The sequence below is a fragment of the Mesorhizobium sp. M0601 genome, from assembly GCF_040320845.1.
In the GTDB taxonomy this organism is placed as follows: domain Bacteria; phylum Pseudomonadota; class Alphaproteobacteria; order Rhizobiales; family Rhizobiaceae; genus Mesorhizobium.
On the sequence record NZ_JAMYQK010000041.1, the window covers coordinates 35,462 to 56,408 of the forward strand.

21 protein-coding genes are annotated in these 20,947 nt (G+C 64.1%); 8 read left to right on the plus strand and 13 right to left on the minus strand.

Going from position 1 to position 20,947, the window contains the following annotated elements; translation table 11 throughout:
• Positions 1-36 precede the first annotated feature (36 nt).
• From NKI41_RS27060 to phnG, 7 genes are all read right to left on the minus strand, one after another.
• Positions 37-654 carry a DapH/DapD/GlmU-related protein gene (locus NKI41_RS27060; RefSeq protein WP_352474087.1) on the minus strand — a complete coding sequence of 206 codons (618 nt, stop codon included), beginning with the start codon at positions 652-654 and terminating at the stop codon, positions 37-39.
• On the minus strand, positions 651-1,358 hold the full coding sequence (gene phnL, locus NKI41_RS27065; RefSeq protein ID WP_352685856.1) for a phosphonate C-P lyase system protein PhnL: 708 nt from the start codon (positions 1,356-1,358) through the stop codon (positions 651-653). Before phnL ends, NKI41_RS27060 begins: the two co-directional genes overlap by 4 nt.
• 169 nt (positions 1,359-1,527) lie before the next feature.
• Positions 1,528-2,304, minus strand: coding sequence for a phosphonate C-P lyase system protein PhnK (gene phnK, locus NKI41_RS27070; RefSeq protein ID WP_352685857.1), 777 nt, complete (start codon positions 2,302-2,304; stop codon positions 1,528-1,530).
• The gene (locus NKI41_RS27075) at positions 2,301-3,272 is read right to left on the minus strand and encodes an alpha-D-ribose 1-methylphosphonate 5-phosphate C-P-lyase PhnJ (RefSeq protein WP_352685859.1); all 972 of its coding nucleotides are present in this window, start codon (positions 3,270-3,272) and stop codon (positions 2,301-2,303) included. The genes phnK and NKI41_RS27075 overlap by 4 nt, the downstream gene beginning before the upstream one ends.
• On the minus strand, positions 3,269-4,381 hold the full coding sequence (locus NKI41_RS27080; protein WP_352685860.1) for a carbon-phosphorus lyase complex subunit: 1,113 nt from the start codon (positions 4,379-4,381) through the stop codon (positions 3,269-3,271). Before NKI41_RS27080 ends, NKI41_RS27075 begins: the two co-directional genes overlap by 4 nt.
• A gap of 1 nt (position 4,382) precedes the next feature.
• Entirely contained in the window at positions 4,383-4,994 is a 612-nt protein-coding gene (phnH, locus tag NKI41_RS27085; RefSeq protein WP_352685862.1) for a phosphonate C-P lyase system protein PhnH, read from the minus strand.
• Positions 4,994-5,455, minus strand: a complete 462-nt coding sequence (gene phnG / locus NKI41_RS27090; protein WP_352685863.1) for a phosphonate C-P lyase system protein PhnG — start codon at positions 5,453-5,455, stop codon at positions 4,994-4,996. The genes phnH and phnG overlap by 1 nt, the downstream gene beginning before the upstream one ends.
• A 134-nt stretch (positions 5,456-5,589) precedes the next feature.
• On the opposite strand from phnG, the gene phnF reads away from it, so the two are divergent.
• Positions 5,590-6,333, plus strand: coding sequence for a phosphonate metabolism transcriptional regulator PhnF (phnF, locus tag NKI41_RS27095; RefSeq protein ID WP_352685865.1), 744 nt, complete (start codon positions 5,590-5,592; stop codon positions 6,331-6,333).
• 18 nt (positions 6,334-6,351) lie between these two features.
• Here phnF and NKI41_RS27100 read toward each other — a convergent pair whose 3' ends face one another.
• The 5 genes from NKI41_RS27100 to NKI41_RS27120 form a co-directional block, all read right to left on the minus strand.
• A complete protein-coding gene (locus tag NKI41_RS27100; RefSeq protein WP_352685866.1) occupies positions 6,352-7,368 on the minus strand; it encodes a zinc-binding alcohol dehydrogenase family protein in 1,017 nt (338 codons plus the stop codon).
• Positions 7,369-7,438: 70 nt separating this feature from the next.
• A complete protein-coding gene (locus NKI41_RS27105) occupies positions 7,439-8,404 on the minus strand; it encodes an ABC transporter permease (RefSeq protein WP_352448376.1) in 966 nt (321 codons plus the stop codon).
• Positions 8,401-9,954, minus strand: a complete 1,554-nt coding sequence (locus tag NKI41_RS27110; RefSeq protein WP_352456805.1) for a sugar ABC transporter ATP-binding protein — start codon at positions 9,952-9,954, stop codon at positions 8,401-8,403. The genes NKI41_RS27105 and NKI41_RS27110 overlap by 4 nt, the downstream gene beginning before the upstream one ends.
• A 104-nt stretch (positions 9,955-10,058) precedes the next feature.
• Positions 10,059-11,054, minus strand: a complete 996-nt coding sequence (locus NKI41_RS27115; protein ID WP_023675208.1) for an ABC transporter substrate-binding protein — start codon at positions 11,052-11,054, stop codon at positions 10,059-10,061.
• Between the two features lie 315 nt (positions 11,055-11,369).
• Positions 11,370-12,875: a UxaA family hydrolase gene (locus NKI41_RS27120; protein WP_352685868.1), complete on the minus strand. Its 1,506-nt coding sequence runs from the start codon at positions 12,873-12,875 to the stop codon at positions 11,370-11,372.
• 256 nt (positions 12,876-13,131) lie between these two features.
• Here NKI41_RS27120 and NKI41_RS27125 point away from each other — a divergent pair, with 256 nt between their 5' ends.
• The 7 genes from NKI41_RS27125 to NKI41_RS27155 all read left to right on the plus strand — a co-directional run bounded on the left by NKI41_RS27125 (position 13,132) and on the right by NKI41_RS27155 (position 19,355).
• Positions 13,132-14,034 (plus strand): GntR family transcriptional regulator, encoded by a 903-nt coding sequence (locus NKI41_RS27125; RefSeq protein WP_352685870.1) that lies wholly within the window; start codon positions 13,132-13,134, stop codon positions 14,032-14,034.
• A gap of 119 nt (positions 14,035-14,153) precedes the next feature.
• A complete protein-coding gene (locus NKI41_RS27130) occupies positions 14,154-14,510 on the plus strand; it encodes a DUF2946 family protein (protein WP_352685872.1) in 357 nt (118 codons plus the stop codon).
• A gap of 99 nt (positions 14,511-14,609) precedes the next feature.
• A complete protein-coding gene (locus NKI41_RS27135) occupies positions 14,610-15,146 on the plus strand; it encodes a copper chaperone PCu(A)C (RefSeq protein ID WP_352539441.1) in 537 nt (178 codons plus the stop codon).
• 25 nt (positions 15,147-15,171) lie between these two features.
• The gene (locus NKI41_RS27140; RefSeq protein WP_352685873.1) at positions 15,172-15,690 is read left to right on the plus strand and encodes a YcnI family copper-binding membrane protein; all 519 of its coding nucleotides are present in this window, start codon (positions 15,172-15,174) and stop codon (positions 15,688-15,690) included.
• 56 nt (positions 15,691-15,746) lie between these two features.
• Positions 15,747-17,372, plus strand: a complete 1,626-nt coding sequence (locus tag NKI41_RS27145) for a copper resistance CopC/CopD family protein (RefSeq protein WP_352685875.1) — start codon at positions 15,747-15,749, stop codon at positions 17,370-17,372.
• A gap of 140 nt (positions 17,373-17,512) precedes the next feature.
• Positions 17,513-18,937: an NADP-dependent phosphogluconate dehydrogenase gene (gene gnd, locus NKI41_RS27150; RefSeq protein ID WP_352685877.1), complete on the plus strand. Its 1,425-nt coding sequence runs from the start codon at positions 17,513-17,515 to the stop codon at positions 18,935-18,937.
• A 187-nt stretch (positions 18,938-19,124) separates the two neighbouring features.
• Complete coding sequence (locus NKI41_RS27155) at positions 19,125-19,355, plus strand: hypothetical protein (RefSeq protein WP_352685879.1); 231 nt, start codon at positions 19,125-19,127, stop codon at positions 19,353-19,355.
• Positions 19,356-19,642: 287 nt separating this feature from the next.
• Here NKI41_RS27155 and NKI41_RS27160 read toward each other — a convergent pair.
• Positions 19,643-20,947 (minus strand): hypothetical protein (locus tag NKI41_RS27160; protein WP_352685880.1); only part of this gene is annotated, 1,305 nt, incomplete at its 5' end.

Below are 20,947 nucleotides of genomic sequence, written 5' to 3' on the forward strand. Positions count from 1 at the left end.
CCCCCATTCACATTCACCATTCACCATTCACGACCCTCAGCCGCCATATTTCTCCAGAAACGCCTCCGCCGACAATTCCCGAAAATCGTCGAGCGCGGCGCGCAGCCTTGCATGGTCCCAGTCCCACCAGGCGAGCGCCTGGTAGCGCTCCGCGGTGCGGCGGTCGAAGCGTTCGCGGATCGGCTTGGCCGGCACGCCGGCGACGACGGTGTAGGGCGCGACGTCCTTCGACACCACCGCGCCGGCACCGACCGCAGCGCCATCGCCGACGGTGACGCCGGGCAGGATGGTCGAGCCGTGGCCGAGCCAGGTGTCGTGGCCGATGGTGACGCGTTTGGCGCGGCGCTTGGCGAAGAATTCGCTCTCGTGCTCGGCGTCGTCCCAATAATCCGAGGCGCGATAGGTGAAATGGTGCAGCGTCGGCCGCCAGGTCGGATGGTTGGTAGCGTTGATGCGCACGCTTGCGGCGATGTTGGCGAATTTGCCGATCGTTGCGCACCAGACGCCGCAGTCCTGCATCATGTAGGAATAGTCGCCGAGCGTGCTTTCGGAAACCCGGCAGCGCTCGGCGATCTCGGTCCAGCGGCCAAGCGTCGAGTTCTCGACTTCCGCCGTCTCGTGGATCAGCGGCGCCTCCGACAGTTTCCTGGTCATGCGGCAATTTTTCCGGCGGCGAAGGCGGTCACGTCGATGATACGGTCGGCCACCGCCTCACGCACGTCGTGATCGTGGAAGATGCCGAGCAAAGCGACGCCCGCCGCCTTCTTGGTGGCGATCAGGGAAATCACCACGTCGCGGTTCCTGGCGTCGAGCGAAGCGGTCGGCTCGTCGAGCAGCAGGATCGGGTGCTCGGTGATGAAGCCGCGCGCGATGTTGACGCGCTGCTGTTCACCGCCGGAGAACGTCGCCGGCGGCAGCGCCCAGAGCTTCTCCGGCAGGTTGAGCTGCGCCAGCAAGGCGCGTGCCTTGCCGTGCGCGACCTCGCGCTCCTCGCCGCGCTCGACCAGCGGTTCGGCCACGACATCGAGCGCAGAGACACGCGGCACGGTGCGCAGGAACTGGCTGACATAGCCGATGGTAAGCCGGCGCACGGCAAGCACGGTGCGCGGGCTGGCGGTTGCGAGATCGATCAGCCCGCCCTCGTGCTGGACGATGATCTGGCCTTCGTCGGCGGCATAATTGCCGTAGAGCATCTTCAGGATCGAGCTCTTGCCGGCGCCGGACGGGCCGCCGAGCACGGCGCATTCGCCGGCCCTGATCGCGAACGAGACACCGGCGACCACCGGCAGTTTGATGCCGTCGCGCAGATGCATGGTGAAGCTCTTCGCGACATCGGAGACAACGAGCGGGGTTGCCATCAGAGGGTTCTCCAATCGTCATTTGTCTGCGGGCCGGAGTACCCCCACCTTCGGTCCGACCTCCCCACAATGGGGAGGTAGGGCGCCGGCGTTTTACCCTCCCCCTTGTGGGGAGGGTCGCTGCGAAGCAGCGGGGTGGGGGTAGGTGCCAGGCAAATGCGTCCCATGGTCACACCTGCAGGATCGAGGACACAAGCAACTGGGTGTAGGGCGCGCGCGGATCGTCGAGGACGCGGTCGGTGAGGCCGCTTTCGACGACGCGGCCGTCCTTCATCACCATTATGCGCTGCGACAGCAGACGTGCTACGGCGAGATCGTGGGTGACGACGATGGCCGCCAGGCCGAGATCGGTGACTAGGCCGCGCAACAGATCGAGCAGGCGCGCCTGCACCGAGACGTCGAGGCCGCCGGTTGGCTCGTCCATGAACACCAGCCGCGGCCCGGTGACGAGGTTGCGGGCGATCTGCAGGCGCTGGCGCATGCCTCCGGAAAAGGCGCGCGGCTCGTCGTCGATGCGGTCTTCGTCGATCTCGACACGCGACAACCAGTCGACCGCGGTGGCGCGGATTTTTCCATAGTGGCGGTCGCCGACCGCCATCAGCCGCTCGCCGACATTGGCGCCGGCCGACACCGTCATGCGCAGCCCGTCGGCCGGGTTCTGATGGACAAAACCCCAATCGGTGCGCATCAGGAAGCGGCGCTCGGCCTCGCTCATGCGGTAAAGTTCGCGAAACTGGCCGTCGCGCATCCGGTAGCTGGCGGTGCCGGAGCTGGGCAGCAGTCGAGTTGACAGGCAGTTGAGCAAAGTCGTCTTGCCGGAACCGGATTCGCCGACCACCGCCAGCACTTCGCCCGACCAGAGGTCGAAAGTGACGTTCTCGCAGCCGACGCGCGAGCCGTAGAATTTGGACAGCGCCGAAACGCGCAGCAGCGGTTCGTCTGTCATTGCTTCTCCTTACCCTCCCCCTCGTGGGGAGGGTCGGCGCGTAGCGCCGGGGTGGGGGGTGAGGCGGTGGCAGTACCCCCACCCGCGCCTTCGGCGCGACCTCCCCACAAGGGGGAGGTAGGGGCGTTGCGCCGCCTCTCGCAATGATCGGTATCGGAGCAGACGAACATGTGGCCGCCATGGTCGTCGAGGATGACCTCGTCGAGATAGACGTTCTCGGCCGCGCACAGCGCGCAGGGCTGGTCGAAGGTCTGCACCTCGAACGGATGGTCCTCGAAATCGAGGCTGACCACATCGGTGAAGGGCGGCAGCGCGTAGATGCGCTTTTCGCGGCCGGCGCCGAACAATTGCAAAGCCGGCGAACGGTGCATCTTCGGATTGTCGAATTTCGGCGTCGGCGAGGGATCCATCACATAGCGGCCCTCAACCTTGACCGGGTAGGCGTAGGTGGTGGCGATGCGGCCATGCCTGGCGATGTCTTCGTAGAGTTTTACATGCATCAGACCGTATTCCTCCAGCGCATGCATCTTGCGCGTCTCCGTCTCGCGTGGTTCGAGGAAGCGCAGCGGTTCGGGGATGGGCACCTGATAGACCAGCACCTGGCCGGCACGCAGCGGATATTCGGGAATGCGGTGGCGCGTCTGGATGATGGTCGCCTTGGCCGTCTCGGTGGTGACGGCGACATTGGCGACCTTCTTGAAGAAGGCGCGGATCGAAACCGCATTGGTGGTGTCGTCGGCGCCCTGGTCGATGACCTTGAGCACATCGTCCGGGCCAATGATCGAAGCGGTGACCTGCACGCCGCCGGTGCCCCAGCCATAGGGCATCGGCATTTCGCGCGAGGCAAACGGCACCTGGTAGCCGGGGATGGCAATGCCCTTGAGGATGGCGCGGCGGATCATCCGCTTGGTCTGCTCGTCAAGATAGGCGAAGTTGTAGGTGGCGATGTCCGCTGGTTGTGCACTCATTCCGCTGCCTCCCTCTTTTCTTCGGCCTTGCCGGCATTTTCGCGGGCATCATGCTCGGCGCGCATGCGGCGCACGAGGTCGAGCTCGGCCTGGAAGTCGACATAATGCGGCAGCTTCAGATGCTCGACGAAGCCGGTCGCCTGGACATTGTCGGAATGCGAGATGACGAACTCCTCGTCCTGCGCTGCGGCGATGACATCCTCACCCAACTCCGAGGCGCGCAGCGCGCGGTCGCATAGCGCCATGGCCATGGCCTTGCGCTCGCTCTGGCCGAAGACGAGGCCATAGCCGCGGGTGAATTGCGGCGGCGCCTTTGCCGAGCCCTTGAACTGGTTGACCATCTGGCACTCGGTGACGCGGATGCTGCCGAGCGGCACGGCAAAGGGCAGCTCCGGCACCTCGAGCTCCAGTTCGACCTCGCCGATGCGAACCTCGCCGACAAACGGGTGGTTGCGCGCGTAGCCGCGCTGGGTTGAATAGCCAAGCGCCAGCAGAAACCCCTCGTCGCCGCGCGACAGCGCCTGCAGGCGGATGTCCCGCGCCATCGGGAATTCCAGCGGCTCGCGGGTGATGTCGCCGGGGACATGATCCCCAGGCATGTCGCCGTCGGGCTCGATCAGGCCTTCGCGGGCGAGGATCGCCGACACGCGCGGCATGGCTTCCGCCTCGCCTGCGCGCTGCTCCGGTTCGGCGACATCGCCGCCGGCGGCGAGCTCGGGATCGAGCAGGCGGTGGGTGTAGTCGAAAGTCGGGCCGAGCAGCTGGCCGCCGGGCAGGTCCTTGTAGGTCGCCGACACCCGTCGCTCGACCAGCATCGTGCCGGTGTCGATCGCCCTTGTGTAGCCGAAACGCGGCAGCGTCGTGCGATAGGCGCGAACCAGGAAGATCGCCTCGATCATGTCGCCGCGCGCCTGGACGATGGCGAGTGCCGCCAATTCCCGGTCGTAGAGCGAACCTTCGCTCATCACCCGGTCGACGCCGAGCGCCAGCTGCTCGACGATCTGGTCGAGGCGAAGTGCGGGCACCGAGCGGTCGCCGCGCCGGCGGTCGGCGAGCAGTTTGTGGGCGTCGCGAATGGCCGCTTCGCCACCCTTTACCGCGACATACATCCTATGCCTCCATCGTCTTGATGCGCGTCGTGCGCGGCAGGCAGGCAATTGCTTCGGACGTGGCGAGGATGATGTCGACGCCACGCGGAAAACGCTGGTTGTTCTGCTTCCATTGCTCGACGAAATGGCGCGGCATTTGCGCCGGCGCGATCGTCGCCGTCTTCTCGATGCCCGGGCCTTCGAGCAGCAGCGGAGCGCCGGAGACAAGATCGCTGACCTCGAGGATCAGCGTCGTGGAGCGATCGGGATAATCCTGGGTGCCTTGCGAAAACCCGTCGAGCGCCATCATCTCGGCCGGCGTGGCGATCAGCGCGAAATGCGCGTCGGCCGGGGTGTTGGCCAGCGGCGCGCCGGTATGAAAGCCAAGCCAGGATTTCACCGTCGCTGAAGCGTGCAAGGCGTGGTCGAGCCAGAGCGGCGTGTCGTTATCGCACAGCGCCAGCGCAACGGCCCCGGCGGTGGCCGACAGCGGCACCGGGGGGTGGGCGAGGGCCGGCAGCGGCTGCACACTACCTGGCCGCGCCATCGCGTCCATCACGGCACGGAATACGGTCTGGGCATTGAATACCGGATCGGCGAAGCCGCCTTCAATGGATTGAGTGGCGATATCCATCAGTCTTCTCCGCGCACCATGGTGAAGAAATCGACCTTGGTCGCCGCCGTCTCGGCGCGGCGCTGTTCACGCGCCTTGGCCAGTGCCGCCTGCAATGGCGCAACGATCCTGATCTCGACCTCATTGCGGTGGGCCGGGTCCTGCCACAGCGCATCGGCGATCGCCGCCAGCCTTGCCTTCTGCTTGTCGCGACCAAGTGCGTAGCAGTGGCCGACATGGCCGGACGCAAGCCGCACCGTGGCACGGGTGACCGTCGCTTCGCCGACATTGAAAGGGGCACCACCGCCGCCGATGCGGCCGCGTACCGTAACCAGGCCGGTTTCGGGGCCACGCAGAAGTTCCGCTTCGCAGGGCAGGCCGGTTTCGTCCCACAGGCGGACGATGTCGTCGCCGGCCGATTGCGCCAGCGTCGCCATCACGGCCTTGCGCTCGGCCTGCTCTCGCGCTTCCCGTCCTCGCATGGCCGTACTCCTCGTTTGCGTGAATTTGTCTATTGATATAGACAACTATACAAATTATACTCGTTATCTAGCGCGTGTCCATGACGGGCACGTGACACGGGCCAAAAGATCGGCGCAAAGAATTGGGGCGGGAGATGATCGGACAAGCCAACCGCATCGAGCGGCGCAGCGGTGTCGCGCTGTGGCGACAGATCGCCGACCAGATACTGCATTCGATCGCCGTCGGCGATTTTCCCGAGAATGCCGCGCTGCCGCCGGAGATCGCGTTGGCCGGACGCTATGGCGTCAACCGCCATACGGTGCGTAGCGCTATCGCAGCGCTGGTGCAGGAGGGCGTGCTCAGGGCGGAGCAGGGGCGCGGCACCTTCGTGCTGTCGCGCAAGCGGCTGTCTTATCCGATCGGCGCTCGCACCCGCTTTTCCGAGGGATTGCAAGGACAGGCGTCCGAGCGGCATATCACCTTGCTCGCGTCATCGGTCGAGCCGGCCAACCGTCGTGTCGCAGAGGGCTTAGGCCTTGCGACGGGCGCCGATGTGATACGCCTGGAAACGCGCGGCGAAGCCGATGGAATGCCGGTGTCCCGCGCTGCCGGCTGGTTCGATGCCAAGCGCTTTGCCGGCATCGATGCCGCCATGGCGGAAACCGGTTCGATCACCGCATCGCTGGCACGTTTCGGCATCGACGACTATCTCAGGCAATCGACCGTGCTGTCGGCGCGCCATGCCGATGCCGTCGACCTTGCGGACCTCGAGCTGCAGCCCGGCGCCATCGTGCTGGTGACGGTCGCCGTCAACGTCACGCCCGACGGTCAGCCGATACAGTTTTCGGAGTCGCGCTTCCCGGCCGAGCGGATCGAGCTCAAATTGTCGGCGCTCTGAGATACGGCAGCCCTGGCATCATCCGACCTGAATGACAGCCTTGATCAGGCCAGACTTCTCATGCGCCCAGCGGGCGAGGTCGTGCGGCGTCTCGCCAAGCGTGGTGCGGTGCGTCACAAGCTTTGCCAGCGGCAGCGCGCCGTTGCGGATCGAGGCGGCGACATGATCGAAATCGGCACGCAGGGCGTTGCGGCTGCCGATCAGCATCATCTCGCGCTTGTGGAATTCGGGATCGGAAAAGGCGATGTCGTCCTTGACGACGCTGACCAGGACCAGCGCCCCGCCGTGCGCGACATGAGCGAAGGCCGACTGCACAGACCGGGTGTTGCCGGTGGCATCGAAAACCACGTCGAAGCCGTCGCCGCCGGTTGCTTCGCGCACCAGGTCGGCAGCAGCGCCCCGCGAGCCGTCGAGCGTCGCGAAGCCGAGTTCGCTTTCGGCAAAGCCAAGCCGTTCAGCGCTCATGTCGAGCAGCGTCACATCGAGCCCGGCGATGCGGGCGAACAGCGCCGTGCCGAGCCCGATCGGGCCGGCGCCGATGACCAGCGTGCGCGCACCTGGATCAGCCAGCGAGCGCCGCACGGCATGGGCGCCGATCGCCAGGAATTCGACGGCGGCAGCATCGGCCAGCGACAAGCCGTTTGCCGGATAAAGATTTTGCGCCGGCACCAGGATCTGCTCGCACATGGCGCCGTCGCGGTGGACGCCGAGCACCTCGATCCTGACGCAGCAATTCGGCTTGCCTTGCCGGCAGGCGATGCATTTGCCGCAGGCGAGATAGGGATTGACGATCACCGCTTCGCCGACGGCGAGATCGACGTCCACGCCAACCTCGATCACGGTGCCGGAAACCTCGTGGCCCATAATGCGGGGATAGGCGAGGAACGGGTGCTTGCCTTCGAAGATGTGATAGTCGGTGCCGCAGATGCCGACATGGCTGACGGCGACCAGCGCCCAGCCGGCGGGGGGCGCGCCAGGCGCCGGACGATCTTCGAGGACAAGTTCGCCGGGCGAGCGGCAGACGACGGCTTTCATGCTTCAATCCAGTCGGTTCATGGCACTGCCGGCCCTGCTGTGGCGAGGCCGGCGATTGTTGGGAGGCGGTCTATTTGCCGCGGCGGCGCAGCCCGTCGAAATAGACGATGACGATGATCAGCACGCCGGTGATGATGCGCTGCCAGAAGGCGTTGACGTTGAGCAGATTGGCGCCGTTGTTGATGGTGGCAAGGATGAAGGCGCCGAGCAGCGGTCCGTGCACGGAGCCGACAGCGCCGAACAGCGAGGTGCCGCCGATCACCGAGGAGGCGATCGCCTGCAATTCCCAGCCCTCGGCCTGCGTCGGATTGCCGATGCCGATGCGCGAGGCAAGCAGCACGCCGACGAAGGCCGCACACAGCCCGGATAGCGTGTAGGCCATGTAGATGGTGCGCTGGACGTTGACGCCTGACAGGCGCGACGCCTCGGCGTTGGAGCCGACCGAGAACAGATAGCGGCCCCAGCGGCTGTGGTGCAGGAAGATGTAGGCTGGGATGCCGACCAGGATCACCATCCAGAACAGATTGGGGACGCCGGCGAAGGAACTGCGCGAGAACGTCTGGAAGGCGTCGTTGTTGATCGAGATCGAGTTGCCATTGGTCATCAACAGACCGATGCCGCGCAGCGAGGTCAGCGTTGCCAGGGTGATGATGAAGGGCGGCAGGCCCATCTTGACGATGCCGAACCCATGGAACATGCCGATGGCGACGCCGACCAGCAAGGTGATCAGGATGGCGAGGAAAACCGGTGTGCCGGCGTTGATCAGCATCGCGACGATGACGGTGGCGAAGCCGACCACGGCGCCGACGGAAAGGTCGATGCCGCCGGTGATGATGACGAAGGTCTGGCCGACCGCCAGGATGGCGATCATCGACCCTTGCCGCAACAGGTTGGAGATGTTGTTGGCGGAGGCGAAGCTTGGCGTCGCCACCGACAGGATGATCCATAAAAGAACCAGCAGCGCCAGCAGTGTCAGCCCGAACAGGGCGTTGTAGTTGCGTTTCGGCCTTTCGGCAGCGATCGCCTCGGTGCTCATATCCGTCCTCCCGGTTTTTCTTGTTTCTCGGCCAGCGCCTGGGTGAGGATCTCCTCGTGGTCAGCGGTACGAAAGCCGTGCGTGGCCACCAGCTTGCCGCGCCGGAACACGTGCAGCGTGTCGGCGAGTTCATAAACCTCGGGCAGGTAGGACGAGATCAGGATGATGCCGGCTCCCTTGGACAACAGCGCGCCGAACAGGCGGTAGATCTCGGCCTTGGTGCCGACGTCGACGCCGACAGTCGGCTCGTCGAAGATGAATAGCTTGGCGCCATGGGCGAGCCATTTGCCGATGACGATCTTCTGCTGGTTACCGCCGGACAGGCTGGAGGCCAGCGCGCCGCGCGTCGGCGTCTTGATGCGCAGGTCGGCGATCTGGCGATCGGCTTGCGCCTTTTCCTGCGCGCGGGAGATCAGCAGATTGCTGGAGATGCGCTTGTAGATCGGCAGATTGAGGTTGAGTCCGACCGGCAGGTTGAGGCAGAGGCCCTGGTCGCGGCGGCTTTCCGGGGCCAGCGCCATGCCGAGCCTGATCGCGTCATGTTCGGAATTGACCTTGACCTCTTTGCCCTCCCAGAGGATCTGGCCGGCCGATTTGCGGTGCCGGCCATAGAGCGTGGTGACGAACTCGCTGCGCCCGGCGCCGATCAGGCCGTAGAGGCCGACGATCTCGCCGGCGCGGACGGACATCGAGACATTTTCGAAACCCTTGCCGGACAGGTTCCTGGTTTCGACGATGGTCGCGCCGGGGGTGAAATGCTCCTTGTGGTAGACCTGCTCGATCGAGCGGTTGATCATCATCTTGACCAGCTCGGCGTCATTGGTCTCGGCAATGTTCCTGGTGCCGACCAGCGTGCCGTCGCGCAGCACCGAGACGCGGTCGGCGAGCTCGAACACTTCTTCCATGCGATGGCTGATGTAGATGATGGTGACGCCTTCGCCCTTCAGCCGGCGGATCAGCGTGAACAGCTGGTCGGCCTCCTTGCGGGTAAGATAGGCGGTCGGCTCGTCGAAGATCAGGAATTTAGTGCCGCGCACTGTGGCGCGGGCGGCGGCGATCAACTGCTGCTGGCCGATGGTCAGGTCACCCAGCATGACATGCGCCGGCAGGTCGAAGCCGAGATCGTCGATGATCTTCTGCGCCTGCCTGACCATCGCCCGCTGCTGCAGGATGCCGAAGCGGGAATCCTCCTCGCCGAGGAACATGTTGGCGGCGACGGTGAGATGGCGGCACAGGACGACTTCCTGATGCACGGCATTGATGCCGAGCGCCATCGCCTCATGCGGCGTTGCCAATGCGGCAGGCTTGCCCTCCCAGATGACGTCGCCGGAGGTGCGCGGCATGACGCCGGTCAGAAGCTTGATCAGGGTGGATTTGCCGGCGCCGTTCTCGCCGACGATGGCGTGGATCTCGCCGGCCTTGAAGGCGAGATCGACCGGCTTCAGCGCATGGGTGCCGGGATAGCGCTTTTCCAGCCCGCGGAGTTCGAGGATGGTCCTGCCCGGTTCCAGCGTTGGGGCCGGATGGAGTTCCTGCGCCGTCGACATCATGACAATCCTCCCAGATTGGCCCCCAAAGATTGGCCTCGCGATTGGCACGAGTGGGATGTTTCCGGGGCGAAAAGGCCCCGGAAACAGTTCACCTGAGGCTATGCTCAGTCGAGCTTCGGGTTGAGCAGCGCGTCGATCTTCGGATCCTTCATGTTGGCCTTGGTGACCAAATTGGCGCCCGTGTCGACATTGGCCTCGACCTTCTCGCCCTTCGAGGCGGCGAGCGCCGTCTTGATGCCGTCATAGCCCATCCGGTACGGATCCTGGACGACGAGAGCCGAAATGACGCCGTCGTTGAGGAACTTGATCAGCTTCTCGTCGCTGTCGAAACCGACCAGCCCGACCTTGCCGGCAAGACTGTTCTCGGCGATCGCCTGGCCGACGCCCTGCGCCATGATCAGGTTGGAGGCGAAGATGCCCTTGAGGTTGGGGTTGGCGGTGATCAGGTCGGTGGCGATGTTGAGGCCGGTGGTGGCCTGGCCGTCGGCGTATTTGTCGGCGACCAGCTTGAGGCCCGGATATTTGGCAGCGAGCTGTTCCTTAAAACCCTGGGCGCGCTGTTCGAGCGAGCCGGCGCCCGGAAGAGCGGTGATCAGGGCGACGTCGCCCTCGACCTTGCCGCCATTGGCTTCGCCGATGGCTGCGGCAAGGCCGTCAGCGGCAACGCGGCCGCCCTGGATGTTGTCGGTGGTCAGGAACGAGGTGAAGGCCTTGGAGTCGGCGCCAGAGTCGATGCCGATGATCTTGACCTTGGTGGCGGCCTCGTCGATCGGCTTGCCGAGCGCCTTGGCTTCGGTCGGCGCAATGACGACGGCCGCCGGGTTGCCGGCGACGGCATTTTCAAGGATCGAGATCTGGCCGTTGACGTCGGTCTCGGCCTGGGCGCCGAGCTCCGGCACGTTGACGCCGAGGTCCTTGCCGGCCTTGCGGGCTCCCGCCAGAACGATCTGCCAGTAGAAGGACGTGGTGTCCTTGACGATGATCGGAATGGTCGCGTCGGCCGCGGATGCCGGGGCCGAGTGCATCACGCCGGCAAGCATCGAGGCGGCTGCGAGTGCCACGAAGGCGCGGCGATTGAGAATGCTGGTCACGAATTTCATTAGGAGTCCTCCCTAAGTCGCCCGGTGAATGTTACGGAAGCTCCATTCGGATGGCGCGGCCCAAACGGAACTTTATCAATAAAAAACATTTACCGCATTTTGATAGTGCATCACCTCGGTCGGCGCAAGCGATGTTTGATGGCCGCTCGAATGGCTGGGCGGGAAAGCTTGCTCCCTCGGAACTCCGCTGCCAATCTCCTCCAATATGTCGTATGGAATATTAATTCCATCATACAGTCAATATGGAATGTTCATTCTTTTTCGGGGTGTACGAACTGTGACACCTGGCAATCACGTCAGGTGTTTGCGACCGGCTTAGAGCGTCGCTCCGAGGTGCCACGGCACGAACTCGTTGTCGCCGTAGCCGAACTCTTCGCTCTTGGTCTTGCGGCCCGAAGCCGTCTCGACGATCAGTTCGAAGATCTCGCGGCCCATGCCGGCGATGGTCTTTTCGCCCGAGGCGATGACGCCGCAATTCACGTCCATGTCCTCCTCCATCGTGTGATACATGGTCGAGTTGCTGGCGACCTTGATCGACGGCGTCGGCCGGCAGCCGAAGCAGGAGCCGCGGCCTGTGGTGAAGACGATGACGTTGGCGCCGCCCGCCACCTGGCCGGTGGCCGAGACCGGGTCGTAGCCGGGCGTGTCCATGAACACCAGCCCGTGCCCGGTGACCTTTTCGGCATAGCCGAAGACGCCGTTGAGCGGCGTCTGGCCGCCCTTGGCGACCGCGCCGAGCGACTTTTCCAGGATGGTGGTCAGGCCGCCGCGCTTGTTACCCGGTGAGGGATTGTTGTCGATCGATGCGCCATGCTTGGCGACGTGGTCTTCCCACCATTTCACATAACCGTCGAGCTTGGCGGCGATCTCGGGGGTTGCGGCGCGATAAGCGAGCAGGTGCTCGGCGCCGTAGATCTCCGTCGTCTCGGAGAGGATGCCGACACCGCCGACGCCGGCCAAAATGTCGACCGCGGCACCCAGCGCCGGATTGGCGGTGATGCCGGACATGCCGTCGGAGCCGCCGCATTGCAGGCCGACGACGATCTCGCTGACCGGGATCGGCTCACGCTGAAGCTTGCCGACCTCTTCGGCGATCTCGGCCAGCACGACCAGCGCCTTCTCGACCGATTTGCGCGAGCCGCCGGCTTCCTGGATGTTGAAATGGCGTTTTCCCGCGGCAACGCCCTTCTGGCCGTAGAGGGTGAGCTGGTTGACCTCGCAGCCGAGCCCGACCATCAGCACACCACCAAAATTCGGATGACGGGCATAGCCGGCCAGCGTGCGGTGTAGCACCATCATGCCGTCGCCGGTGGCGCTCATGCCGCAGCCCTGGCCGTGGACGATCGGGACGAAGCCGTCGATGCCAGGATATTGCGGCAGAAGCGTGCGGTTCGCCGCGTCAGCGATGGCGTGGCAGACGGTGGCCGAGCAATTGACGCTGGCAAGAATGCCGATGAAGTTGCGCGTGCCGGCGCGGCCGTCGGCGCGGCGGTAGCCCATGAAGGTGCGGGCGCGGTCGGCCTCGGTCGCATGCACTGCCTCGTTCGGCGGCACTACCGGCAAACGCCCGCTTTCGAAGACCAGATTGTGCGAATGGACATGCTCGCCGGGCGCGATGTTTTGCGTGGCGCGGCCGATCGCCTGGGCGTATTTGACCACGGCCTCGCCGGCCGCAATCGGCTTGATCGCCACTTTGTGGCCCGGCTCGATCACTGCGGCGGCGACGGCGCCGCCCGGCAGCACGGTGCCGATCTCGATGCGGCCATTGGCGACCGCGACATTGTCGGCGGGAGACAGAAGAATGCTGTTTGCGGCGTTCACGGGAGCTTCCTGGGTGTGTTCCTGGGTGCGCGAGCGGATTGACACGCGGCTCTTAACATATAATGTCTTTTATCGTGAAAAAACATTTTTGCGTCAATTGTTTTTTCGCCAGAGCGCGACGCGTCTTTTGGATGCGAGAAGTAGGCTCTACAACCAAAACTAGCGTTGCGCATGATGTTTTCCGAAAAGGTACCGGTTTCATGCGCGAGAAACGCTTCACACTGGCCGCAAACGCCGATGCGCCACGGGGCAGGGGATGTCGAAGAGCAACAACGTTTACAAGGACGCCTATAATCGCGGTCTGAGGCTGCTCGACGAAACCAGGAGCCTGCCTTCGGAGCCGGAGCTGGGTACGCTGCTCGGCGTCAGCCGCACGACGGTCCGCACTATCCTTGCGCGCATGGAAGAAACCGGGCTGATCGATTGGAACAAGCGCAGCAAGACGGTCCTGCGCGAACCGCGACCGGACGATTTCTTCCCCGAGGAAGAAACCGACACGCTGGCCGAGATCATCGAGCGCTCCTTCATGCGGCGGCTGCTTGCCAGCGGTGCCGAAGCCGGCATGCAGATCAACGAGCTCGAACTGGCGCGTGAGATCGGCGTCGGCACCACCAGCGTGCGCGAATTCCTGATCCGCTTCTCGCGCTTTGGGCTGATCGAGAAGCGCCGCAACAGTCACTGGGTGCTGAAAGGCTTTACCCGCGCCTTCGCGCTGGAGTTGACCGAAATCCGCGAGATGTTCGAACTGCGCTCGGCCGCAGCCTTTGCCGCTCTGCCCGAGGACAGCCCGGTGTGGGCCGACCTCGACCACCTGGAAGACGAGCATCACCGGCTGGAGCGCGAGATCGCCGTGCGCTTCAACGAATTCTCCGAGCTTGACGAGCGCTTTCACCGGCTGATCCATCGGGCGTCGCACAACCGCTTCATCGTCGATTTCTACGACGTCATCGCCATGATCTTCCACTACCACTACCAGTGGAACAAGGCGCAGGAGCGCGAGCGCAACGAAGTCGCGGTCCAGGAGCATCTCGCCTATATCGCCGCGCTCAAATCGCGCGATCTCGCCAAGGTCGACGCCGCCTGCCGCAAGCACCTGAAATCGGCCCGCCACACGCTGCTGACGTCCATTCCCGAGGGCAGGCAGCCGCAACGCGCGTGATTGTGTTGCGTTGCCGCAGCAGCGTTTTGGCGATTTTCCGGCCGCCGGCTCCGTGCTAGAGAGCTGACGTTGCTGCGTGAAGAGGCTGGTTCTTGACCATACGCCGGAGACGATGGAGCATGCCGGTCGCGTTCGCCGCGGCGTGGCTTTTCATGTTCCAGTCGATGTTCGGCGCGTTTGCTTCCGGCGGCGCGCCGAACGCCTCGCAATTCGATGCTTTCGGCAACACGATCTGCACCCATGACGGTGCGACGCAACTCCCCGCCGGCGATCCGCATCAGCAGCACATGCCGGGTTGCTGCATGCTTGGCTGCAACCTCGTTTCGGCGGTCTACGCGCCACCCGATGCCGCGGGGAGCCTGGCTCGCAGCCTTTCCGTCGAAACCATCGCCTTTTTCCTGCCGGCCTTCCGGCATCGCGATTTCGCCCGCGCCCGCACTCCGTCCAATCCGCGCGCACCACCGGCGACGGCCTGATCCGTTCTGGTTCGCGCCGCGCAACGCTTTGCCGGCGCGTTTATCGACATCGTTCGCGACCGGCCATCGGCGCGATCCCCTAAAGTCCACGGAGCAATCATGTCTCACTCTTTTCGCGCTGCCGCATCCAGCCGCAGGCGCTTCTCACTGGGTCGTTTCGAGCAGCGTCTCGGCGTCGCCCTTTGCGTTCTTGCCCTCCTGTTCGCCAGCGCCCAGACGGTGTTGGCACACGAGTTCAAGCTTGGCGATCTCGAGATCGGGCACCCCTGGTCGCGCGCCACGCCAGCCGGCGCCAAGGTGGCCGGCGGCTACTTCACCATCACCAACACAGGCAGTGCGGCGGATCGCCTGCTGTCGATCACCTCCGACATTTCGGCCAAGGCCGAACTGCACGAGATGGGCGTCAGCAATGGCGTCATGACCATGCGGCCGGTCATCGGCGGCCTCGAAATCCCGGCTGGCGGCAAGGTCGCGCTGGCGCCTAACGGCTATCATTTGATGTTCATGGATTTGAAGCGGCAGCCCAAGGAGGGCGAAACGTTCTCCGCCACGCTGACCTTCGAGGAAGCCGGGCCCGTGCAGATTGAATTCGCCGTGCAAGGCATCGGCAGCGCGGCGCCCCAGGACGACGACTGACTTGGCCGCTTCGAGAGGTAGCCTCATGAAGAAATCTCTTTTGCCCGGCTGCGTGCTTCTTGTCCTCGGGACCAGCGCGGCCTTTGCCCACATCACGCTCGAAACGCCGGAGGCGGCGGTGGGCTCGACCTACAAGGCGGTTCTTCGGGTGCCGCATGGCTGCGAGGGCAAGGCGACGACCGCGCTGCGCGTGCAGATCCCGGAAGGGGTGCTCTCGGTCAAACCGATGCCGAAGCCGGGTTGGACACTGCAGGTCAAGAACGGCAAATACGAAAAGTCCTACCAGCTCTACGGCCAGGCAGTGACCAGCGGCGTCAAGGAGATCGACTGGAGCGCCGGCAGCCTGCCGGACGAGTTCTACGACGAATTCGTCTTTCGCGCGACGCTGGCGGCGGATCTGCCGGCAGGCCAGATGCTGCATTTCCCGGTGGTGCAGGAATGTGACGGCATTGCAGATCGCTGGATCGAGGTTCCGACGGCCGGGCAGGCCGAGGACGCGCTGGAATTTCCGGCGCCCGGCCTCAAGCTGCTGCCGAAGAAGTGATCCTTACGCGGCGCGCTCTATCCGAAAGAGCGCGCCGCTGTCTTTGTGGCGGTGACATGAGTGCGGCATCCATCGTGCGAACGGCCTGCACAACCGGCCGGCTTGCCATCGGCCTGCTGGCCGCGATTGTGCTGCTTGCCACCATTGCCGCGCCAAACGCAGCCTTCGCCCATGCGGCGCTGATCAAGGCCGAGCCGGCTGACGGTGCGGTGCTGGCGCAGAGCCCGTCGCAGATGTCGCTGACCTTCAGCGAGCCGGTTTCGCCGCTGGTGCTGACGCTGGTGCGGCCCGACGGCACGTCGATCCCGCTGAGCTCCTTCCGGCTCAGCGGCCAGACCGTCGAGATCGACAATCCGCAGGCGCTGACGTCGGGCACGCATGTGCTGAGCTGGCGGGTGATTTCCGCCGACGGGCATCCGGTCGGCGGCTCGGTGCTGTTCTCGGTCGGTGCACCGAGTGCTGCGCCGGCCCCTTCCGAAGCTGTCGACCGGGCGCTTCGAACGGCGATCTGGATCGGCAAGGTTTTTCTATACATCGGCCTGTTTTTCGGTGTCGGCGGTGCCTTTGCGCTAGGCTGGCTGGCGCAAGGCGGCCGATCCGGCCAGAACATGATCGTCGCCGCGATCCTGTGCGGGCTGGCCGCCGCACTTTTGTCGCTCGGTTTCCAGGGGCTGGATGCACTCGGCGCGCCGCTTGCCCGGCTGGCGCAGCCGGTCATCTGGCAGACCGGGCTTGGCACCAGCTTCGGCTGGACGGTGCTGATCGCGCTGATGGCGCTCGGCCTGAGCCTATTATCGCTGGTCGTGCCGCCCGCCGACGCAAAGCCGCTGGCCTTGGCCGGACTGGTTGGCGTTGGCGCAGCACTTGCCGCCAGCGGGCATGCCAGTGCCGCCGAGCCGCAATGGCTGACCCGGCCGATGGTGTTTCTGCACGCCACTGGTATCGCGATTTGGTCCGGGGCGCTGGCGCCGCTCGGTCTTGCCTTGAAACGGCAGCCGGACAAAGCCGGGCCGTTGCTGCGCCGGTTTTCACGAGCGATCCTGTTCGTCGTGGCGGTGCTTGCGGCAGCCGGCATCGTGCTCGCCGTCATCCAGGTGCAAACGCCGTCGGCGCTGGTCCACACTGCCTATGGCCGGCTGCTGCTGATCAAGCTGGTGCTGCTCGTCTTTCTGTTCACGCTCGCTGCCGTCAACCGCTTCAAGCTTACGGTCCCCGCCGAGGCGGGAAAGACGGAAGTCCAGCGGCGACTGGCCCGCTCGATCGGCATCGAGGTGCTGATCGTGGTCGCGATCTTCGGCATCGCCGCCGGTTGGCGCTTCACGCCGCCGCCGCGCGCGCTGGCGATCGCCGCGGCACAGCCGGCATCGGTGCATATCCACACGCTCCAAGCGATGGCCGATCTCAGTATTGCGCCCGGGCACACCGGACCTATTGCCGCTTCGATCTTCATCATGACCGGCGATTTCGGCCCGCTCGACGCCAAGCAGGTAACGCTGGTCCTGTCAAAGCCCGATTCCGGCATCGAGCCCATCAAACGCCCGGCGACGAATCCCGGCGACGGCACCTGGCGCGTCGACGATCTCGTCATTCCGGTCGCCGGCCGGTGGACGGCGCGGCTCGATATCCTGGTCTCGGATTTCGAGATGGTGAAGATAGGGGCGCCGATCGACATCAGGCCGTGACGAGAGCGCTGGTCCACGCAAGACAATTCGGCGAGGCGGTTGACGCGGCCGCGAACCCCCGTCAATCATCGCCATCAAGAATGGGCGTCCAACCCAATCGCGGGCTCAAACCAACAAGATCCGAAAGCAGGGAAGAAACGATGGAAAAAGCCGAAATAGGCCTGATCGGCCTTGGCACGATGGGCTCCAACCTGGCGCTCAATATCGCCGAGAAGGGGCACCGCATCGCCGTCTTCAATCGCACCGCGGCGCGCACCGATGCCTTTGTCGAAAATGCCGGCGCGCTTCGGGATAGGGTGGTGCCCTGCTACAGCCTCGAAGAACTGGCCGCCGCGATCCGGCCGCCGCGGCCGATCATCATCATGGTGCTGGCCGGCAAGCCGGTCGACGAGCAGATCGCGGCATTGCGCGGCGTGCTGTCGGCCAACGACATCGTCATCGACGCCGGCAATGCCAATTTCCGCGATACGATGCGGCGCTTCTCCGAGCTTACCGATTCGGGCCTGACCTTCATCGGCATGGGCGTGTCCGGCGGCGAGGAGGGAGCACGCCACGGTCCCTCTATAATGGTCGGCGGCACCGAAGAGTCCTGGAAGCGCGTCGAAAAGGTGCTGACCGCGATCTCGGCCAAGTTCAAGGGCGAGCCTTGCGCGGCGTGGCTTGGCACCGACGGCGCCGGCCATTTCGTCAAGACCATCCACAACGGCATCGAATATGCCGACATGCAGATGATCGCCGAGATCTACGGCATATTGCGCGACGGGCTCGGCATGGGGCCGAAAGAGATCGCTGAGGTGTTTTCTCAGTGGAACACGGGCAGGCTCAATTCGTACCTGATCGAGATCACCGCCAAGGTGCTGGCCGCCGACGATCCCAAGACCGGCAAACCGGTGGTCGACATCATCCTCGACCGCGCCGGCCAGAAAGGCACCGGCAAATGGTCGGTGATCGAGGCGCAGCAGCTAGGCATCCCGGCCACCGCAATCGAAGCGGCTGTGGCGGCGCGCGTGCTGTCGTCGATCAAGGACGAGCGGCTTGCCGCCGAAAAGGTCTATGGCGGCGGCGTGAGCAAGATTTCCGGAGACAGGGACGCCCTGCTCGCCGATCTCGAGCTGGCGCTGTTTGCCGGCAAGATCGCCGCCTACGCGCAAGGATTCGCGGTGATGAGCGGCGCGTCGAAGGAATTCAACTGGAACCTGCCGATGCCGGTCATCGCCAAGATCTGGCGGGCCGGCTGCATCATCCGCTCGCAATTGCTGGATACGATGGCGGAGGCCTTCGGCGCCGGCGGCGCAGCCACCAACCTGTTGATGGCGCCGGCTTTCGTCTCATTGATGCAGGAGGCACATCCGTCGCTTCGCCGTGTCGTGGCAAGGGCGGCCGAAGCCGGCTCGCCGGTGCCGGCCCTGTCATCTGCACTTGCCTATTTCGATAGTTACCGGCAGGGCCGCGGCACGTCGAACCTGATCCAGGCGCAGCGCGATTTCTTCGGCGCGCACGGTTTTGAGCGCATCGACGGGCAGGGCGCTTTCCATGGGCCATGGGGGAGTGGGGCGGCGGGTTAGCGCCGCGACTTGGACCTAGAGTCCAATTTTGCGGTTGTCAGAAGGCAGATATCTCCAGCCATCAACTGGGTGTCGGTTCGCGCCAGGAACCTGCTATGCCGGTAGAGACGATTGACGGTCTCATCGGTATCGGCGGAGCCGCGAATCTGTGGTAAGCCGCCGCTCAACCAACCAAAGGACGACACCTGTGAGCGAACCGACCGTGGCCCAGGCGACCGAAGGTATCTATGCCTCGCTGCGGGCGGATAATGCCGACATCGACGCACATATCGCGACGCTTAAAGCGGCGCTGACACGAGAAGGGATAAAACAGGCGGTGTTCGATCCGACCAAGTTGGCGCAGAACAACCGCTCGGGGCGCAAGTTGATGCAGGCCTATTTTCGCCAGCGCGGCGTGAGCGTGAGGTTTTCGGACTAGTAGAGCCGCGCGCGGGTGATCTCAAGCGCGCCGTTTCTCGGGCCGGTCCGGCGGTTCGCCATCTGGACGTCGGGACTGCGCCTTATTCTCGGACGTTGCCGCGAAAGTCCTCGAGGCCCGGAAGCAGACATTTCTATATGACTGCAGGCTAACCCGACCACATCGAGGTATTCGGAGAGAAACAGCTTGTTTCCGAGCTGGCTCGCCTCGCCCTGTAGCGATCTGATAATCCGGAGCGCCCCTAGCGACGCTGGTCTTGGTCGCTATCGAGGGAGCTACGCAGAACTTTAGCTATTTGTCTTTGTCATCAAATCCAGGATTTCAGAGATGTGGCGAACCGTGTCAACGAAGCTCTGTAAAAGTTGTCTTCCCTGCATCGCCGCTGGCGACTGGCTCTCCACTCGCGCTCGTTCCATACCGCTCGCGATCTTGCTGGAACCCAGATGAGAGCTAGCATTCCGCAAGTCTTGAATGCCGAAGAGCGGCGCCATGAGTTGCCTTGCGTTTTCAGGCGCGATGATGGTCCCTAGCAGTCGCTCGACAACTTTCAGCGAACCGAGATTTTCGTTCGTGGGTTCGGGTAGCTGAGCAGTTACGACCTTCGCATCGATACGCTCCGCGAACATCCGCGAAAGTTCCTTGGAGAGTTCGAGCAGCCCATCCGCCTCAACGGCTTTGAACCGCTGCGAGCGTAAAGCCAGGTCCGACGCCGAAGGGTGGTCGCGCAGCATCTTGATACCGAAGCGTTTGGAAAAGGCCGCATCGACCGCCTCCAATGCTGAAGCCAGTTGAGCCTCAGGCGCCTTTGTGGAAGCTGGCATGACATGCATCTGAGCAGCAAACAACTCGTCAGATACGCCGCCCTCTGGCGTTACGTTGTGTGCGCTCCAAAGCCTCTGCGACCACAGGGGGAGTGCACCGATATCCTTGGCAAACACCGTGATCAGCCCTAGGTCATTCAAACCGAAATGTACACTCGTGCCGCCTGTAGCTCCAATGGCACCAGTTTCCCGCGTGTACCATCCAAGATGGCCCCCACGGTGTCGAAGAAGTTCGGAAACGATCGTCGGCCTAAAATACAGCCAGGAGATCGCTCCTCCGAGTTTGCCGCCAGACACGCGGCTCCCATCGGTCTTCAACGCGAACGAGGACTCGTGCTGTTCCTTATCGCCTCGGATTCGGACACTGCGACTGCCGGCTTCGATCCATTCGGTTCGCCATATCGCCCCAAGGGTTCGGAACGCGCCAACGGGATCAGGATATCCCGCTTCCGTGGTATAGGCTTCGAGCGTATCGCGACCGACGACTTGATTAAGGCCTTCGGTCGGCCAGCTGAATGTCGGCTTGGTTGCAGAAACGACGACGTGCTGTCGGTAACTTGAACAAAACAGATGCATGTCGCGGGCAGCGAGATAGTCGGAAAGGAATTCACTTCGTATCTCGAACTTTGCGGGCTTACCTTCAGCGTTGCGCGTAAGCCTTATCACCTCCACCCAGCCCTCTTCGGGTCGATAGTGTTGAAGAAGTCGGCGATGAAGCCGTGGATCCACTCGCACCGAAGCGTCTTGATTAAGGTCGACGCGACCTCCTCG

What these genes read in the sequence shown, in the direction of transcription:
- NKI41_RS27060 (WP_352474087.1), bottom strand. Translation starts at nt 654, where the DNA reads ATGACCAGGAAACTGTCGGAGGCGCCGCTGATCCACGAGACGGCGGAA.
- phnL (WP_352685856.1), bottom strand. Translation starts at nt 1,358, where the DNA reads ATGGCAACCCCGCTCGTTGTCTCCGATGTCGCGAAGAGCTTCACCATG.
- phnK (WP_352685857.1), bottom strand. Translation starts at nt 2,304, where the DNA reads ATGACAGACGAACCGCTGCTGCGCGTTTCGGCGCTGTCCAAATTCTAC.
- NKI41_RS27075 (WP_352685859.1), bottom strand. Translation starts at nt 3,272, where the DNA reads ATGAGTGCACAACCAGCGGACATCGCCACCTACAACTTCGCCTATCTT.
- NKI41_RS27080 (WP_352685860.1), bottom strand. Translation starts at nt 4,381, where the DNA reads ATGTATGTCGCGGTAAAGGGTGGCGAAGCGGCCATTCGCGACGCCCAC.
- phnH (WP_352685862.1), bottom strand. Translation starts at nt 4,994, where the DNA reads ATGGATATCGCCACTCAATCCATTGAAGGCGGCTTCGCCGATCCGGTA.
- phnG (WP_352685863.1), bottom strand. Translation starts at nt 5,455, where the DNA reads ATGCGAGGACGGGAAGCGCGAGAGCAGGCCGAGCGCAAGGCCGTGATG.
- phnF (WP_352685865.1), top strand. Translation starts at nt 5,590, where the DNA reads ATGATCGGACAAGCCAACCGCATCGAGCGGCGCAGCGGTGTCGCGCTG.
- NKI41_RS27100 (WP_352685866.1), bottom strand. Translation starts at nt 7,368, where the DNA reads ATGAAAGCCGTCGTCTGCCGCTCGCCCGGCGAACTTGTCCTCGAAGAT.
- NKI41_RS27105 (WP_352448376.1), bottom strand. Translation starts at nt 8,404, where the DNA reads ATGAGCACCGAGGCGATCGCTGCCGAAAGGCCGAAACGCAACTACAAC.
- NKI41_RS27110 (WP_352456805.1), bottom strand. Translation starts at nt 9,954, where the DNA reads ATGATGTCGACGGCGCAGGAACTCCATCCGGCCCCAACGCTGGAACCG.
- NKI41_RS27115 (WP_023675208.1), bottom strand. Translation starts at nt 11,054, where the DNA reads ATGAAATTCGTGACCAGCATTCTCAATCGCCGCGCCTTCGTGGCACTC.
- NKI41_RS27125 (WP_352685870.1), top strand. Translation starts at nt 13,132, where the DNA reads ATGTCGAAGAGCAACAACGTTTACAAGGACGCCTATAATCGCGGTCTG.
- NKI41_RS27130 (WP_352685872.1), top strand. Translation starts at nt 14,154, where the DNA reads ATGCCGGTCGCGTTCGCCGCGGCGTGGCTTTTCATGTTCCAGTCGATG.
- NKI41_RS27135 (WP_352539441.1), top strand. Translation starts at nt 14,610, where the DNA reads ATGTCTCACTCTTTTCGCGCTGCCGCATCCAGCCGCAGGCGCTTCTCA.
- NKI41_RS27140 (WP_352685873.1), top strand. Translation starts at nt 15,172, where the DNA reads ATGAAGAAATCTCTTTTGCCCGGCTGCGTGCTTCTTGTCCTCGGGACC.
- NKI41_RS27145 (WP_352685875.1), top strand. Translation starts at nt 15,747, where the DNA reads ATGAGTGCGGCATCCATCGTGCGAACGGCCTGCACAACCGGCCGGCTT.
- gnd (WP_352685877.1), top strand. Translation starts at nt 17,513, where the DNA reads ATGGAAAAAGCCGAAATAGGCCTGATCGGCCTTGGCACGATGGGCTCC.